Here is a 14,924-nt window from a genome sequence, read left to right as displayed (position 1 = left end):
ACTGTTCGATGGAAATTGTCATGTCCAGGTTTTCTGCTGACACACGCTTGAGCGCTGCCCAAGCTACTTTCGCCCTGAATGAATCCCGTGTTCGTTTCAGGCACGCCACCGCCCTTCTTTGTGGCGCTTTGCTGACACCCATGGTGTTGGCCGATGAACACGCAGGTCATGGCGAAGAACTGAGCCCTACGGTGATCACAGCCATCGCACCCAGCTCCCCGCTGACCATCGTCACCAACCCCAAGGACCCGCGCCAGCCGGTGCCGGCCAGCGACGGCGGCGATTACCTGAAGACCATTCCCGGCTTCGCCCTGGTGCGCAACGGCGGCACCAACGGTGATCCCGTGTTGCGCGGCATGTTCGGTTCGCGGCTCAACATCCTCACCAACGGCGGCATGATGCTGGGCGCCTGCCCTGGCCGGATGGACGCGCCAACCTCTTACATCTCGCCGGAAACCTACGACAAACTCACCGTCATCAAAGGCCCGCAAACCGTGTTATGGGGACCCGGAGCGTCGGCCGGCACCATCCTGTTCGACCGCGAGCCTGAAAGCTTCGGCGAGCTTGGCACACGGGTGAACGCCAGCGTGCTGGCCGGCTCCAATGGTCGTTTCGACAAGGTGGTGGATGCCGCTGCCGGTGGTCCGCTGGGTTACGTTCGGGTGATCGGCAACACCGCGCATGCCGACGATTACAAGGACGGTAACAACGACACCGTGCCGTCACGCTACGACAAGTGGAATGGCGACGTTGCAGTGGGCTGGACGCCGGACGCCGACACCCTGCTGGAATTGACCGCCGGCAAGGGCGATGGCGAAGCGCGTTACGCTGGACGCGGCATGGACGGCTCACAGTTCAAGCGTGAAAGCCTCGGCTTGCGTTTCGAGAAGTCGAACATGGGTGAGGTGCTGGACAAGGTCGAAGCGCAGGTCTACTACAACTACGCCGACCACGTGATGGACAACTACACCCTGCGCACGCCTTCCGGCACCGGGATGATGGCCGGCCCCATGGCCTCGAACGTCGACCGCCGGACCCTCGGTGCACGGATCAAAGCGACCTGGCGCTGGGCCGATGTGCAGTTGATCAGCGGCATCGACGCGCAGACCAACGAACACCGCCAGCGCAGCGCCATGGGCATCGATACCTATAAGGACCTGCCGTACACCAAGGACGCCGACTTCCATAACTACGGCGTGTTCAGCGAGCTGACCTGGTACGCCACCGACAACGACCGGCTGATCACAGGCGCGCGACTGGACCGCGCCTCGGCCAAGGATTTCCGTCAGACCACCGGCTCGGGGATGATGACGCGCCCCAATCCGACCGCCGACGACACCCGCGCCAACACCCTGCCCAGCGGCTTCGTCCGCTACGAGCATGACCTGGCGGACAGCCCGGCCACGCTCTACGCCGGACTCGGTCACACCCAGCGTTTCCCGGATTACTGGGAGCTGTTCTCGCCCAACTCCGGGCCTGTCGGATCGGTGAACGCCTTCGATTCGATCAAACCCGAAAAAACCACCCAGCTCGATTTCGGCCTGCAATACAAAACCGAAGAACTCGACGCCTGGGCCTCGGGTTATGTCGGGCAGGTGCGCGACTACATCCTGTTCAACTACACGCCCGGAATGATGGGCATGACCTCCCAGGCCGAGAACATCGACGCGCGGATCATGGGTGGCGAACTCGGTGCGGCCTACAAGCTGACCAGCCACTGGAAGGCTGATGCAACCCTGGCCTACGCTTGGGGCAAGAACAGCAGCGACGGCAGCGCATTGCCACAAATGCCACCGCTGGATGCGCGTTTCGGCTTGACCTACAGCGAAGACAACTGGAGCGCCGGCGCACTGTGGAGAGTGGTCGCCGCGCAAAACCGTATCGACCAGAACAAGGGCAACGTGGTCGGCAAGGACTTCGACAAAACGGCGGGCTTCGGCGTGTTCTCGCTCAACGGTGCCTACCGTATCAACAAAAACTGGAAGGTCAGTTCTGGTGTGGACAACCTGTTCGGCAAGGCTTACGCCGAGCATTTGAACCTGGCGGGGAACGCGGGTTTCGGCTACCCGGCCAATGACCCGCAAGCCATTAAAGAACCGGGGCGCACGCTCTGGACCAAAGTGGACATGAGCTTCTAACAAGAAAAGTCAAAAGATCGCAGCCAGCGGCCGCTCCTGCATGAACCGCATCTCCCGTAGCCGCTGTGTAGGAGCTGTGTAGGAGCTGTCGAGTGAAACGAGGCTGCGATCTTTTCAAGACAATTAATTCGCCAAAGCGGAGCACAACCAATGAAACAGCCCAAAGTGAATTTCTACAACCTGGCCTGGCGTTGGCATTTCTATGCCGGTCTGTTCGTCGCGCCATTCATGGTGATGCTGGCGTTGACGGGCGTTATTTACCTGTTCAAACCGCAACTCGATCCGTTGATGTACGGCAGCCTGCTGAACGTTCCAGCCGGCCACCACACGGTGGCGGCCGACGACCTGCTCAAGCGGGTCAAAGAGGCGTATCCACAAGCAACGATCAAGCAATACCTGCCGCCAATCAGTGCAGAACGCAGCGCGCAATTTGTCGTCGTTAACGAAGGCACCGAGCTCAACGTGTTCGTCGACCCCTATCACGGCGACATCCTGGGTGAGCAAGACGCCAAGATGAATCTGCAGGCCATCGCGCGGTCGATTCACGGCGAGCTGATGATCGGCACCGTGGGTGATCGACTGGTCGAACTGGCCGCCGGCTGGGGTATTGTGCTGGTGGTCTCCGGCGTCTTTCTATGGTGGCCGCGCGGGCAGGCAGCCGGCATTCTATGGCCGCGCTTGAGCAGCCGGGGCCGAGTGCTGTGGCGCGACCTGCATGCCGTCACCGGCTTCTGGGGCGCCGCGTTTCTGTTGGTGATGTTGCTCAGTGGCATGACCTGGACCGGCTTCTGGGGCAAACAATACGCGGGCGTGTGGAATGTCTTCCCGGATGCGATGTGGAATGACATGCCCAAGTCCGACGTCGAGGCTCGCAGCCTCAATACCGCCACGCGCCAGACCGTGCCTTGGGCGATGGAAAACACGCCGATGCCGATGTCCGGCGACCACGCCGAACACATGAACCACGACGATGCGACAGCCGGTCCTGCGGCACCGACCATCAGCTTGCAAGCGGTGCAAAACATCGCTGAGCAGCGCAAGGTCGAGCCGGGCTACAGCATCACGTTTCCGACCACCGCGACGGGCGTGTTCACCATCGCAGTGTTCGCCGACGACCCGCGAAACGACGCCACCCTGCATGTCGATCAATACACCGGCAACGTCCTCGCTGACGTGCGTTGGGAACACTACGGCAATGTCGCCCGCGCTACGGAAGTGGGCGTGATGTTGCACGAGGGCAAGATGTTCGGCGCGTTCAACCAGATCGTCGTGTTGCTGATCTGCCTGATGATTCTGCTCAGTGCCGTCAGTGGCGTGGTGATCTGGTGGAAGCGTCGTCCGCAGGGCAAATTCGGTGTGCCGCCACTGCGTCACGACCTGCCGAAATGGAAAACCGCGATGGTCATCATGTTTGCACTGGCGGTGGCGTTCCCGCTGGTAGGTGCGTCGCTGGTGGTGGTGTGGGTGCTGGATCGGGTGGTGTTGTCGCGATTCAATCGGCAGACCGAATCGGCATCATCTTCATCGTCATGAAACGCACGAGATGACTGCTTCAGAGGGCCGCCGCTGATTATGCAGAGGCCCCTGTAGGAGCTGTCGAGTGAAACGAGGCTGCGATCTTTTGACGTTGTTTTTTTTAAAGACAAGATCAAAAGATCGCAGCCTCGTTTCACTCGACAGCTCCTACATGGCTCCTACATGGCTCCTACATAGCACCTAAGAATAATTGCATCGTTGTCCGCAACATCTGCGCCCCAATCTGGCGCACCACTTCGCACCAGCGCGCCAGACGCGATCCTTCATAGTGCGCCGCCAAGCAGCGCAACCCCTCTAGTACGTCATTTCTGCGCCTTTTGCCGACCAGGCACAGCCCTTGCTAAAGACCATTCAGAAGTCCGCATCTGCCAACCAAGAAAAATTTCTAACGTTCATGGAGATCGCACAATGAAGCGTCGCAGCTTGATCAAGGCTTTCACACTATCGGCATCGATTGCCGCGATGGGCATGACCTGGACTGTCCAGGCCGCCGAAACCATCAAGGTCGGTATCCTGCACTCGTTGTCCGGCACCATGGCGATCTCTGAAACCTCCCTCAAAGACATGGCGTTGATGACCATCGACGAAATCAACGCCAAGGGCGGCGTGAACGGCAAGATGCTGGAGCCTGTGGTGGTCGACCCCGCGTCGAACTGGCCGCTGTTCGCTGAAAAAGGCCGACAGCTGCTGACTCAGGACAAGGTTGCCGTGGTCTTCGGATGCTGGACGTCGGTGTCGCGCAAATCGGTATTGCCAGTGTTCGAAGAGCTCAATGGCCTGCTCTTCTATCCCGTGCAATACGAGGGCGAAGAGATGTCACCGAACGTGTTCTACACCGGCGCCGCACCGAACCAGCAGGCGATACCGGCAGTGGAATACCTGATGAGCGAAGAAGGCGGCAGTGCCAAGCGCTACTTCCTGCTCGGCACCGACTACGTCTATCCACGTACCACCAATAAAATCCTGCGCTCGTTCCTTCATTCCAAAGGCGTGGCAGACAAAGACATCGAAGAGGTCTACACCCCGTTCGGCCACAGCGACTACCAGACCATCGTGGCCAACATCAAAAAATTCTCGGCCGGTGGCAAGACAGCCGTCATTTCCACCGTCAACGGCGACTCGAACGTGCCGTTCTATAAAGAACTCGCCAACCAGGGTTTGAAAGCCACCGATGTACCGGTTGTAGCGTTCTCCGTCGGCGAAGAAGAACTGCGCGGCATCGACACCAAACCGCTGGTGGGCAACCTGGCGGCGTGGAACTACTTCGAGTCGGTCCAGAACCCGGCGAACACCCAGTTCGTCGCCGACTGGAAAGCCTACGCCAAGAAACACAACTTGCCGGGCGCGGATAAAGCGGTGACCAACGACCCGATGGAAGCCACCTACGTCGGCATCCACATGTGGGCGCAAGCGGTAGAAAAAGCCAAATCCACCGACGTCGACAAGGTTCGCGAAGCGCTCGCCGGCCAGACCTTCGCCGCACCGTCCGGCTACACCCTGACCATGGACAAAACCAACCACCACCTGCACAAGCCCGTGATGATCGGCGAGATTCAGGCTGATGGTCAGTTCAACGTGGTGTGGCAGACCGAAGGCCCGATCCGTGCCGAACCGTGGAGCCCGTTCATTGCCGGCAACGACAAGAAGCCGGATTACGCGGTGAAGAGCAACTAAGCCACTGGACGTCGGGCCCGGACGCTTCGTCCGGGACCGACAAAAATCCCTGTAGGAGTGAGCCTGCTCGCGATCGCGGTGGGACAGTCAACAGAGTTGTTGATTGATAGACCGCTATCGCGAGCAGGCTCACTCCTACATTTAGTCCGCGCAAGGCCTTACATATGCCCACCGCCCTTTACCGTTTCATCCTCGCCCTCGCACTGTTGGTGCCGATGGCCACCCACGCCAGCGACACCGAAGACTTCGTCGCCGCCAATCCCGTGCAGCAGGCAAAGCTGCTCGAATCCTGGGCTGCGCAGCCCGACCCTGCCCGTGTCGAACTGATCAACGCCCTGCAACAAGGCGAGCTGACCGTCGACGGACAAGTCAAAACCCTGCGCCTGAACAACCGTCTGCGGGGGCTGATCGACACCGCGCTGGCCAGCCACCAACTGCTCGCGGCCGACGCGAAAATCCGCCTCGTTGCCGCGCAGCAATTGCAGAAAAGTGCCAAACCGGCGCAGCTGAAATTTCTCGACCTGCAACTCGCCGCCGAACAGGACGAGGGCGTTCACGCAGCCTTGAGTCTCGCACTGGCCAACCTGCAACTGGTGGACAATGACCCGGCGGTGCGTCTCGCCGCCGTACGTCTGCTCGGCGAAACGGGCGATCCACTGGCCCGTACCCGCCTTGAAAGTCTGCTGGAGCCCGGCGTCGAAACCGATGCCACGGTACGCACGGCAGCGGAAACCAGCCTGGCCCAGGTCAAACGCAAATTGCTGATCGGCGAGATCCTGGGGCAAGCCTTCAGCGGCATGTCCCTCGGTTCAATTCTGCTGCTGGCAGCACTCGGTCTGGCGATCACCTTCGGCCTGCTCGGGGTGATCAATATGGCCCACGGCGAGATGCTGATGCTGGGGGCTTACTCGACCTACGTCGTGCAGATGATGTTCCAGCGCTTCGCACCACAGGCCATCGAGTTTTATCCCTTGATCGCATTGCCGGTGGCGTTCTTCGTCACGGCGGCCATCGGCATGGCGCTCGAACGCACGGTCATCCGTCACTTGTATGGCCGCCCGCTGGAAACCCTGCTCGCCACCTGGGGCATCAGCCTGATGTTGATTCAACTCGTGCGATTACTGTTCGGTGCGCAGAACGTTGAAGTCGCCAACCCGCAGTGGCTCTCCGGCGGCATTCAAGTACTGCCCAACCTGGTGCTGCCGTACAACCGCATCGTGATCATTGCATTCGCGCTGTTCGTGGTGGTGCTGACCTGGCTGCTGCTGAACAAAACACGCCTGGGCCTGAACGTGCGTGCCGTCACTCAGAACCGCAACATGGCCGCGTGCTGCGGCGTGCCCACCGGACGCGTCGACATGCTCGCATTCGGCCTCGGTTCAGGCATCGCCGGACTCGGTGGCGTAGCCCTGAGCCAAATCGGCAACGTCGGTCCCGACCTCGGCCAGAGCTACATCATCGACTCGTTCCTGGTGGTGGTGCTCGGGGGTGTCGGTCAGTTGGCCGGCAGTGTGCTGGCCGCTTTCGGGCTGGGTATCGCCAACAAGATTCTCGAACCGCAGATCGGTGCGGTGCTCGGCAAGATCCTGATCCTCGCGCTGATCATTCTGTTCATCCAGAAACGTCCGCAAGGCCTCTTCGCACTGAAAGGACGGGTGATCGACTAAGCGGGGCATGCTCACGTCCATTGACGACCGCGCCGCTGCCTCGTTGGCGGCGACACCGAGAAGGAAGGTATATGTTTTCTATCAATCACATCGAGACAGGCCCCGCCGCCAACAAGGCAGCGGCCCTTCGGGTTGCGACTGTCGACGCGCCATGCTGCGTTGCAGGTCTTGCCGAGGGAACAACCATCACCTGCGACCCGCGCCTTGCCTGGCACGCCGACAGCCAGCACCGCGGTGCGTCACTGGACGTGAGCACGCCCCGATGAACCAGCCCCTAATGCTCACGGCCACGCAAAAGGCCGGTCCGAAAGTAACGATCGCAGTTGGCGCGGTGATTCTCGTTCTGCTGCTGGCGCTGCCATTGCTCTCACTGTTGCCACCTGACAGCACGCTGCACGTCTCCGCCTACACGCTGACACTGGTGGGCAAGATTCTTTGCTATGCCATCGTCGCTTTGGCGCTGGACCTGGTTTGGGGTTACGCCGGCCTGCTGTCCCTGGGGCACGGTCTGTTCTTCGCCCTCGGCGGCTACGCCATGGGCATGTACCTGATGCGCCAGGCCTCGGGGGATGGCCTGCCCGCGTTCATGACGTTCCTGTCCTGGACCGAATTGCCGTGGTACTGGACGGGCACCAGCAGCTTCCTCTGGTCGATGTGCCTGGTGGTGCTGGCGCCGGGACTGTTGGCGCTGGTGTTCGGTTTCTTCGCGTTCCGCTCGCGAATCAAGGGCGTGTATTTTTCGATCATGACCCAGGCCCTGACCTTCGCCGGCATGCTGCTGTTTTTCCGCAATGAAACCGGGTTTGGCGGCAACAACGGTTTCACCAATTTTCGCACCATTCTGGGTTTCGGCATCACCGAGCCGGGGACTCGCGCCGCGCTGTTTTTTGCCACCGTGGTGTTGCTGGTAGCCAGCCTGTTTATCGGGTGGAGGCTGGCGCAAAGCAAGTTTGGCCGAGTGTTGACTGCGTTGCGCGATGCCGAAAATCGCCTGATGTTCTGTGGCTACGATCCGCGTGGTTTCAAGCTGTTTGTCTGGGTGTTGAGCGCGGTGTTGTGCGGCTTGGCCGGCGCGTTGTACGTACCGCAAGTCGGCATCATCAACCCGAGTGAAATGTCGCCAACCAACTCCATCGAGGCCGCCGTCTGGGTAGCCCTGGGCGGTCGCGGAACGTTGATCGGCCCCCTGTTGGGCGCCGGTGTGGTCAACGGCATGAAGAGCTGGTTCACCGTAGCGTTCCCGGAATACTGGCTGTTCTTCCTCGGCGCGCTGTTCATCGTCGTGACCCTGTACCTGCCCAAAGGCGTGATCGGTCTGCTGAAAAAAAGGGGTGAACAATGAGAGTGACTGCGACGGCTGAATTCATGCTCGAACCGGCCTTCTTTCCCGTGGAGCCCAACAAGGATGCCGGCAGCAGCCGCGATGCCATCGGTCTCGGCCAACGTGCCGGCCCTGGCCTGGACACTCGCCACGGCACCATCCTGACCCTGGAGGACATCAGCGTCAGCTTTGATGGTTTCAAGGCGTTGAACAATCTCAACCTGTACATCGGCGTCGGTGAACTGCGCTGCATCATCGGCCCCAACGGCGCGGGCAAGACCACCCTGATGGACGTGATTACCGGCAAGACGCGCCCCAGTCATGGCAAGGCCTGGTTCGGCGAGACCCTTGACCTGACACAGATGAGCGAAGTGCAAATCGCTCAGGCGGGCATTGGTCGCAAGTTCCAGAAACCGACGGTATTCGAAGCCTTGAGCGTGTTTGAAAACCTGGAGCTGGCGCAGAAAACCGACAAATCGGTATGGGCCAGCCTTCGAGCGAGATTGAGTGGCGAACAGAAGGATCGCATCGGCGAGGTGCTGGACACCATTCGCCTGACAAGCTCGGTCAATCGCCCGGCAGGCTTGCTGTCCCACGGTCAGAAACAGTTCCTGGAGATCGGCATGTTGCTGATGCAGGACCCGCAACTGTTGCTGCTCGATGAGCCGGTGGCGGGTATGACCGACGCCGAAACCGAGTTCACCGCCGAACTGTTCAAGCGCCTGGCCGGCAAACACTCGCTGATGGTCGTGGAGCACGACATGGGTTTTGTCGGCTCGATTGCCGACCACGTAACGGTGTTGCACCAAGGCAGCGTGCTGGCCGAAGGGTCGCTGGAGCAGGTGCAGGACAACGAGCGGGTGATCGAGGTGTACCTCGGTCGCTAGCCAAAGAATTATGACCAGCGCCCTCCCCTTGTAGGAGCTGTGTAGGAGCTGTGTAGGAGCTGGTAGGAGCTGGTAGGAGCTGGTAGGAGCTGTCGAGTGAAACGAGGCTGCGATCTTTTGATCTTTGTATGGTGTCCCGGTTGAAGATCAAAAGATCGCAGCCTCGTTTCACTCGACAGCTCCTACAGAATATTCAAGTGGGGCATGCGGGCGTTTTTGGAACAGAAGGAGTTTGAAATGCTGCAAGTCGACAAGCTGCACCAGTACTACGGCGGTAGCCACATCCTGCGCGGCCTGACGTTCGACGTGAAGGTGGGCGAGGTCACCTGCCTGCTCGGACGCAACGGTGTCGGCAAGACCACCCTGCTCAAATGCCTGATGGGTTTGCTGCCCGCCAAAGAAGGCGCGGTAAATTGGGAAGGCAAGCCGATCACTACGTTCAAGCCGCACCAACGGGTGCATGCAGGCATCGCGTATGTGCCACAGGGGCGCGAGATTTTTGGACGCCTGACCGTGGAAGAAAACCTGCTGATGGGCCTCTCACGCTTCCCGGGGTCCGAGGCCAAGGAAGTACCGCCCTTCATTTACGAACTGTTCCCGGTGTTGCTGCAAATGAAACAGCGGCGCGGCGGCGACTTGTCCGGTGGGCAGCAGCAACAGCTTGCCATTGGCCGGGCGCTGGCCAGCCGTCCGCGCCTGCTGATTCTTGATGAACCCACCGAAGGCATCCAGCCGTCGGTGATCAAGGAAATCGGCGCGGTGATCAAGAAGCTCGCGGCCCGTGGCGACATGGCGATTCTACTGGTGGAGCAATTCTATGATTTCGCCGCCGAACTGGCTGATCACTACCTGGTGATGTCCCGGGGCGAAATCGTGCAACAGGGTCGAGGCGAAAACATGGAAGCCGAGGGTGTCCGCGGCCTGGTCACGATCTAAGTCATTCCTCTCACACACGGCACCAATTTGCCGCACACCGACCCGCGGGGCGCGCCATATTGGTGCGCATCGACCAGCCAACAACCGCCTTCTGCTTGAGAAACTGACGGCACAGCCTTTGCACATGCCTTCATGACTTCTTACTAAGCACTGACCATGACTCTTCCTGCTTCCGGCGCCTTGTTTACCCCCAGCTGGCACGCCGAGCTGGAACTGGGCTACGCCCGTTTCGGCGACAGTACGCGCCCGGTTCAGCGCCGACACAAAGGCCCGTTACGGGTGCAGAAACACCTGTACGCCGAAGGCCCGGAAGTGTGCCAGCACATCATCGTGCACCCGCCGGGCGGAATTGCCGGGGGCGATCGCCTGGACATCTCCGCCAGCGTCGGCCGCGATGCCTGGGCGCAGATCACCAGCCCCGGCGCGGCCAAGTGGTACCGCGCCGCCGGACCCGCCTACCAGCAGCTGCAACTGAAAGTAGCCGCCGGTGCGACCCTGGAATGGTTGCCCCAGGAGACGATCATTTTCAGTGCAGCGCAGGCCGAACTCAGCACCGCCATCGACCTTGAAGGTGATGCCCGGTTGTTCTACTGGGACGTGGTGGCACTGGGTCGCCCGGCTAGCGGCGAGCGCTTCGACCGGGGGCATTTTCAGTCCAGGCTCGACATCCGCCGCGATGGCCAGTTGCTCTGGCACGAACGCCAGCGCATTGTCGGGGGAGATGGTTTGCTTGATTCGCCGATAGGCCTGGACGGGCAACCGGTGTTTGCCACGTTGCTGATGACGGGCGAAATCGATAGCGACTTGCTGGAGCAATGCCGCTCGCTGCCCCATGACGTGCGCGGCGATCTGACGCAATTGCCGGGGCTGCTGGTTGCGCGATGCCTGGCCAGTGAAGCGCTGTTGGCACGCGGTTGGTTGATCGATTTATGGCGATTGCTTCGGGCTGCGTTGCTCGGCCGAGAAGCCGTCCCACCCAGAATATGGAGCACCTGAAACACGATCCCCTGTAGGAGCTGCCGCAGGCTGCGATCTTTTGATCTTGATCTTCAGCAGGGCCAAAAAAGATACAGAATCGAGATCAAAAGATCGCAGCCTCGTTTCACTCGACAGCTCCTACAGAGCGTAAGAAGCGAAATTTTCATTCTGCCAATAATGGATTCCAAGCGATGGACCTGACCCCACGTGAAAAAGACAAGCTGCTGATCTTCACCGCCGGCCTCGTGGCCGAGCGGCGTTTGGCTCGCGGCGTGAAACTTAATTACCCCGAGGCCATGGCCTACATCTCCGCAGCGTTGCTTGAAGGCGCCCGTGACGGTCGGACCGTGGCCGAGCTGATGCACTTCGGCACCACCCTGCTCACCCGTGAACAAGTGATGGAAGGCATCCCGGAAATGATTCCGGAGATCCAGGTCGAAGCGACGTTTCCCGACGGCACCAAACTGGTCACCGTCCATCAACCCATCGCCTGAGGAAGCGCCATGACTTACCGCATCCGCGATGCCTTGCACGCCGACCTGCCGGCCATTCGCGATATCTACAACGATGCCGTACTCAATACCACGGCCATCTGGAACGAGCAGGCCGTCGACCTGGGCAACCGCCAGGCCTGGTTCAGTGCGCGACAGGCCCAGGGTTATCCCATCCTGGTGATCGTCGACGGTGAAAACACCGTACTGGGCTACGCTTCATTCGGCGACTGGCGGCCATTCGATGGCTTTCGCCACACGGTCGAACACTCGGTCTACGTGCGCAGCGATCAGCGTGGCAATGGCCTCGGACCACAACTGATGACGGTGCTGATCGAACGCGCCAAAGGCTGTGACAAGCACATCATGGTTGCCGCTATCGAGAGTGGTAACGCCGCCTCTATTCGTTTGCATGAACGAGCCGGATTTATCACGACCGGACAGATGCCCCAGGTCGGCACCAAGTTCGGTCGCTGGCTGGACCTGACCTTCATGCAACTGACCCTCAATCCTGGCGCGCAACCACCGCTCGCCACACAGGAGTGATACCCGATGAATGCCGCCCAACTGCGTCGCGTCAATGTCGACAGTTTTGCGCACTACCGTCAGGGGCTGATTGACCTGCTGCTCGACGCGGTGGGTTATGGCGCGAGTGTCGGTTTCATGGCTGACCTGAACGCTACCCAGGCTCGCGCCTATTTCGATGATGTCCAGGAGGACCTCAACAAAGGCAACGTGCTGCTCTGGGTGGTGGTCAAGGATGAACAGGTTCAAGCCAGCGTACAGCTGACGTTGTGTCAGAAAGCCAATGGGCTGAACCGTGCGGAAGTGCAAAAGCTGCTGGTGCGTGAACACGCGCGTCGACGGGGCCTGGGCCAGCAATTGATGAGCGCTCTGGAAACCGCCGCCCTTCAGCACAAGCGCGGCATGCTGTACCTCGACACCGAGGCCGGCTCACCCGCAGAGGATTTCTACAAGGCCCTGGGTTACACCCGCGCCGGCCAGATCCCCGACTTCGCTTGCGACCCCAGCGGCCAGTACAAACCGACCGCCCTCTACTACAAGATCCTGCAAGGAGCCCATTGATGATTCCCGGTGAATACCAGATCCAGCCCGGCGACATCGAACTCAATGTCGGCCGTCGTACGGTCAGCCTGAAAGTGGCCAACAGCGGCGACCGGCCGATCCAGGTCGGTTCGCACTATCACTTTTTCGAAACCAACGATGCCCTGACATTTGACCGCGCCGCCAGCCGCGGCATGCGTCTGAATATTCCCGCCGGCACCGCCGTGCGCTTCGAGCCGGGGCAAAGCCGCGAGGTTGAGTTGGTGGACCTGGCCGGGCATCGCCGGGTGTTCGGGTTTGCCGGGCGGATCATGGGTGACCTCGACTGATACCTGCAGTGCTCGCAAAAGATCGCAGCCTCGTTTCACTCGACAGCTCCTACAGGGGCGAGCGCAACCGGAAACCGCGTGCAACCGGATAGCGCGTGAACACCTGTAGGAGCTGTCGAGCGCAGCGAGGCTGCGATAGCGAGTAATGCGAGCGGTCTCAAATTCAATTGAATCTCAAGGCGAACGAATGAAGATTTCCCGTCAAGCCTACGCCGACATGTTCGGCCCCACCGTCGGCGACAAGGTCCGCCTGGCCGATACCGAACTGTGGATCGAAGTGGAAAAAGACTTCACCACCTACGGCGAAGAAGTGAAATTCGGTGGCGGCAAAGTCATCCGTGACGGCCAGGGTCAAAGCCAATTGCTCGCCGCCGAAGTGGTCGACACTGTGATCACCAACGCGCTGATCATCGACCATTGGGGTGTGGTCAAAGCTGACGTCGGTCTCAAAGACGGGCGCATTGCCGGGATCGGCAAGGCTGGCAACCCGGACGTGCAGCCGAACGTCACCATCGCGATCGGCGCCAGTACCGAAGTGATTGCCGGCGAAGGCATGATCCTCACCGCCGGCGGCATCGACACCCACATCCACTTCATCTGCCCACAGCAGATCGAAGAGGCATTGATGAGCGGCGTCACGACCATGATCGGCGGCGGAACCGGTCCCGCGACCGGCACCAACGCCACCACCTGCACGTCCGGCCCTTGGCACCTGGCACGCATGCTTCAGGCCGCCGATGCCTTCCCGATGAACATCGGCCTCACCGGCAAAGGCAACGCGAGCCTGCCGGAGCCGTTGATCGAGCAGGTCAAGGCCGGCGCCATTGGCCTGAAGTTGCACGAAGACTGGGGCACCACGCCGGCGAGTATCGACAACTGCCTCAATGTCGCCGACCAGTACGACGTACAAGTGGCGATCCACACCGACACGCTTAACGAGTCGGGCTTCGTCGAAACCACCCTCGCCGCGTTCAAGGGCCGCACCATCCACACCTATCACACCGAAGGCGCCGGTGGCGGCCATGCGCCGGACATCATCAAGGCCTGCGGCTTTGCCAACGTGCTACCGAGCTCGACCAACCCGACCCGGCCTTTCACCCGAAACACCATCGATGAACATCTGGACATGCTGATGGTCTGTCATCACCTGGACCCGAGCATTGCCGAAGACGTGGCCTTCGCCGAAAGCCGCATCCGTCGGGAAACCATTGCCGCCGAAGACATCCTCCACGACCTCGGCGCGTTCTCGATGATCAGCTCTGACAGCCAGGCCATGGGCCGCGTCGGCGAAGTCATCACGCGCACCTGGCAGACTGCCGACAAGATGAAAAAACAGCGCGGCTCACTGCCGGGCGACGGTGAAGGCAATGACAACTTCCGCGCCAAACGCTACATCGCCAAGTACACCATCAACCCCGCGATCACCCATGGCATCAGCCACGAAGTGGGCTCGATCGAGGTCGGAAAATGGGCGGACCTGGTGCTGTGGCGCCCGGCTTTTTTCGGTGTAAAACCCTCGCTGATTCTCAAGGGCGGTGCCATCGCGGCCAGCCTGATGGGCGATGCCAACGCGTCGATACCGACGCCGCAACCGGTGCACTACCGTCCGATGTTCGCCAGTTACGGCGGCTCGCTGCACGCCACGAGTCTGACCTTTATCAGCCAGGCAGCGCAGGAGGCCGGGTTGCCGGAAGCCTTGGGTTTGAAGAAGAAAATCGCCGTGGTCAAAGGCTGTCGCGACGTGCAGAAAACCGACCTGATCCACAATGATTACCTGCCGAACATAGACGTCGATCCGCAGACCTATCAAGTCAAAGCCGATGGGGTTTTGTTGTGGTGCGAGCCGGCTGAAACCTTGCCCATGGCACAGCGTTACTTCCTGTTCTAACGAAAGCTGAACAA

14 protein-coding genes are annotated in these 14,924 nt (G+C 60.5%); all 14 read left to right on the top strand.

Annotation, left to right across the window (positions count from 1 at the left end):
• The first annotated feature begins 20 nt into the window (after nt 1-20).
• The 14 genes from ACA063_RS02835 to ureC all read left to right on the top strand — a co-directional run bounded on the left by ACA063_RS02835 (nt 21) and on the right by ureC (nt 14,910).
• On the top strand, nt 21-2,138 hold the full coding sequence (locus ACA063_RS02835) for a TonB-dependent copper receptor (protein ID WP_497664713.1): 2,118 nt from the start codon (nt 21-23) through the stop codon (nt 2,136-2,138).
• Nucleotides 2,139-2,288: 150 nt separating this feature from the next.
• Nucleotides 2,289-3,671, top strand: a complete 1,383-nt coding sequence (locus ACA063_RS02830; protein ID WP_497664712.1) for a PepSY-associated TM helix domain-containing protein — start codon at nt 2,289-2,291, stop codon at nt 3,669-3,671.
• Nucleotides 3,672-4,082: 411 nt separating this feature from the next.
• Complete coding sequence (gene urtA / locus ACA063_RS02825) at nt 4,083-5,348, top strand: urea ABC transporter substrate-binding protein (RefSeq protein ID WP_497664711.1); 1,266 nt, start codon at nt 4,083-4,085, stop codon at nt 5,346-5,348.
• A gap of 164 nt (nt 5,349-5,512) precedes the next feature.
• Entirely contained in the window at nt 5,513-7,015 is a 1,503-nt protein-coding gene (gene urtB, locus ACA063_RS02820; protein WP_497664710.1) for an urea ABC transporter permease subunit UrtB, read from the top strand.
• 71 nt (nt 7,016-7,086) lie between these two features.
• Nucleotides 7,087-7,281: a hypothetical protein gene (locus tag ACA063_RS02815; RefSeq protein ID WP_497664709.1), complete on the top strand. Its 195-nt coding sequence runs from the start codon at nt 7,087-7,089 to the stop codon at nt 7,279-7,281.
• On the top strand, nt 7,278-8,357 hold the full coding sequence (gene urtC, locus ACA063_RS02810; RefSeq protein WP_497664708.1) for an urea ABC transporter permease subunit UrtC: 1,080 nt from the start codon (nt 7,278-7,280) through the stop codon (nt 8,355-8,357). Before ACA063_RS02815 ends, urtC begins: the two co-directional genes overlap by 4 nt.
• Nucleotides 8,354-9,223 (top strand): urea ABC transporter ATP-binding protein UrtD, encoded by an 870-nt coding sequence (gene urtD / locus ACA063_RS02805; RefSeq protein WP_497664707.1) that lies wholly within the window; start codon nt 8,354-8,356, stop codon nt 9,221-9,223. Before urtC ends, urtD begins: the two co-directional genes overlap by 4 nt.
• 237 nt (nt 9,224-9,460) lie before the next feature.
• Complete coding sequence (gene urtE / locus ACA063_RS02800) at nt 9,461-10,159, top strand: urea ABC transporter ATP-binding subunit UrtE (protein WP_497664706.1); 699 nt, start codon at nt 9,461-9,463, stop codon at nt 10,157-10,159.
• Nucleotides 10,160-10,315: 156 nt separating this feature from the next.
• On the top strand, nt 10,316-11,155 hold the full coding sequence (locus tag ACA063_RS02795) for an urease accessory protein UreD (protein WP_497664705.1): 840 nt from the start codon (nt 10,316-10,318) through the stop codon (nt 11,153-11,155).
• Between the two features lie 173 nt (nt 11,156-11,328).
• Nucleotides 11,329-11,631: an urease subunit gamma gene (gene ureA, locus ACA063_RS02790; protein WP_095056309.1), complete on the top strand. Its 303-nt coding sequence runs from the start codon at nt 11,329-11,331 to the stop codon at nt 11,629-11,631.
• 9 nt (nt 11,632-11,640) lie between these two features.
• Entirely contained in the window at nt 11,641-12,174 is a 534-nt protein-coding gene (locus ACA063_RS02785; protein ID WP_497664704.1) for a GNAT family N-acetyltransferase, read from the top strand.
• A gap of 6 nt (nt 12,175-12,180) precedes the next feature.
• Complete coding sequence (locus ACA063_RS02780; protein ID WP_497664703.1) at nt 12,181-12,714, top strand: GNAT family N-acetyltransferase; 534 nt, start codon at nt 12,181-12,183, stop codon at nt 12,712-12,714.
• Nucleotides 12,714-13,022: an urease subunit beta gene (locus tag ACA063_RS02775; protein WP_109627750.1), complete on the top strand. Its 309-nt coding sequence runs from the start codon at nt 12,714-12,716 to the stop codon at nt 13,020-13,022. Before ACA063_RS02780 ends, ACA063_RS02775 begins: the two co-directional genes overlap by 1 nt.
• Nucleotides 13,023-13,209: 187 nt before the next feature.
• Nucleotides 13,210-14,910, top strand: coding sequence for an urease subunit alpha (gene ureC / locus ACA063_RS02770; RefSeq protein ID WP_497664702.1), 1,701 nt, complete (start codon nt 13,210-13,212; stop codon nt 14,908-14,910).
• Nucleotides 14,911-14,924 lie beyond the last annotated feature (14 nt).

Source organism: Pseudomonas sp. LBUM1643 (genome assembly GCF_059716215.1).
Note: the sequence above shows the minus strand (reverse complement) of the source record. Positions and strands in the feature narration are given on the sequence as shown.

Bases quoted from the DNA above. Each gene is read 5' to 3' on its own strand.
- ACA063_RS02835 (WP_497664713.1), top strand. From the start codon at position 21: ATGTCCAGGTTTTCTGCTGACACACGCTTGAGCGCTGCCCAAGCTACT.
- ACA063_RS02830 (WP_497664712.1), top strand. From the start codon at position 2,289: ATGAAACAGCCCAAAGTGAATTTCTACAACCTGGCCTGGCGTTGGCAT.
- urtA (WP_497664711.1), top strand. From the start codon at position 4,083: ATGAAGCGTCGCAGCTTGATCAAGGCTTTCACACTATCGGCATCGATT.
- urtB (WP_497664710.1), top strand. From the start codon at position 5,513: ATGCCCACCGCCCTTTACCGTTTCATCCTCGCCCTCGCACTGTTGGTG.
- ACA063_RS02815 (WP_497664709.1), top strand. From the start codon at position 7,087: ATGTTTTCTATCAATCACATCGAGACAGGCCCCGCCGCCAACAAGGCA.
- urtC (WP_497664708.1), top strand. From the start codon at position 7,278: ATGAACCAGCCCCTAATGCTCACGGCCACGCAAAAGGCCGGTCCGAAA.
- urtD (WP_497664707.1), top strand. From the start codon at position 8,354: ATGAGAGTGACTGCGACGGCTGAATTCATGCTCGAACCGGCCTTCTTT.
- urtE (WP_497664706.1), top strand. From the start codon at position 9,461: ATGCTGCAAGTCGACAAGCTGCACCAGTACTACGGCGGTAGCCACATC.
- ACA063_RS02795 (WP_497664705.1), top strand. From the start codon at position 10,316: ATGACTCTTCCTGCTTCCGGCGCCTTGTTTACCCCCAGCTGGCACGCC.
- ureA (WP_095056309.1), top strand. From the start codon at position 11,329: ATGGACCTGACCCCACGTGAAAAAGACAAGCTGCTGATCTTCACCGCC.
- ACA063_RS02785 (WP_497664704.1), top strand. From the start codon at position 11,641: ATGACTTACCGCATCCGCGATGCCTTGCACGCCGACCTGCCGGCCATT.
- ACA063_RS02780 (WP_497664703.1), top strand. From the start codon at position 12,181: ATGAATGCCGCCCAACTGCGTCGCGTCAATGTCGACAGTTTTGCGCAC.
- ACA063_RS02775 (WP_109627750.1), top strand. From the start codon at position 12,714: ATGATTCCCGGTGAATACCAGATCCAGCCCGGCGACATCGAACTCAAT.
- ureC (WP_497664702.1), top strand. From the start codon at position 13,210: ATGAAGATTTCCCGTCAAGCCTACGCCGACATGTTCGGCCCCACCGTC.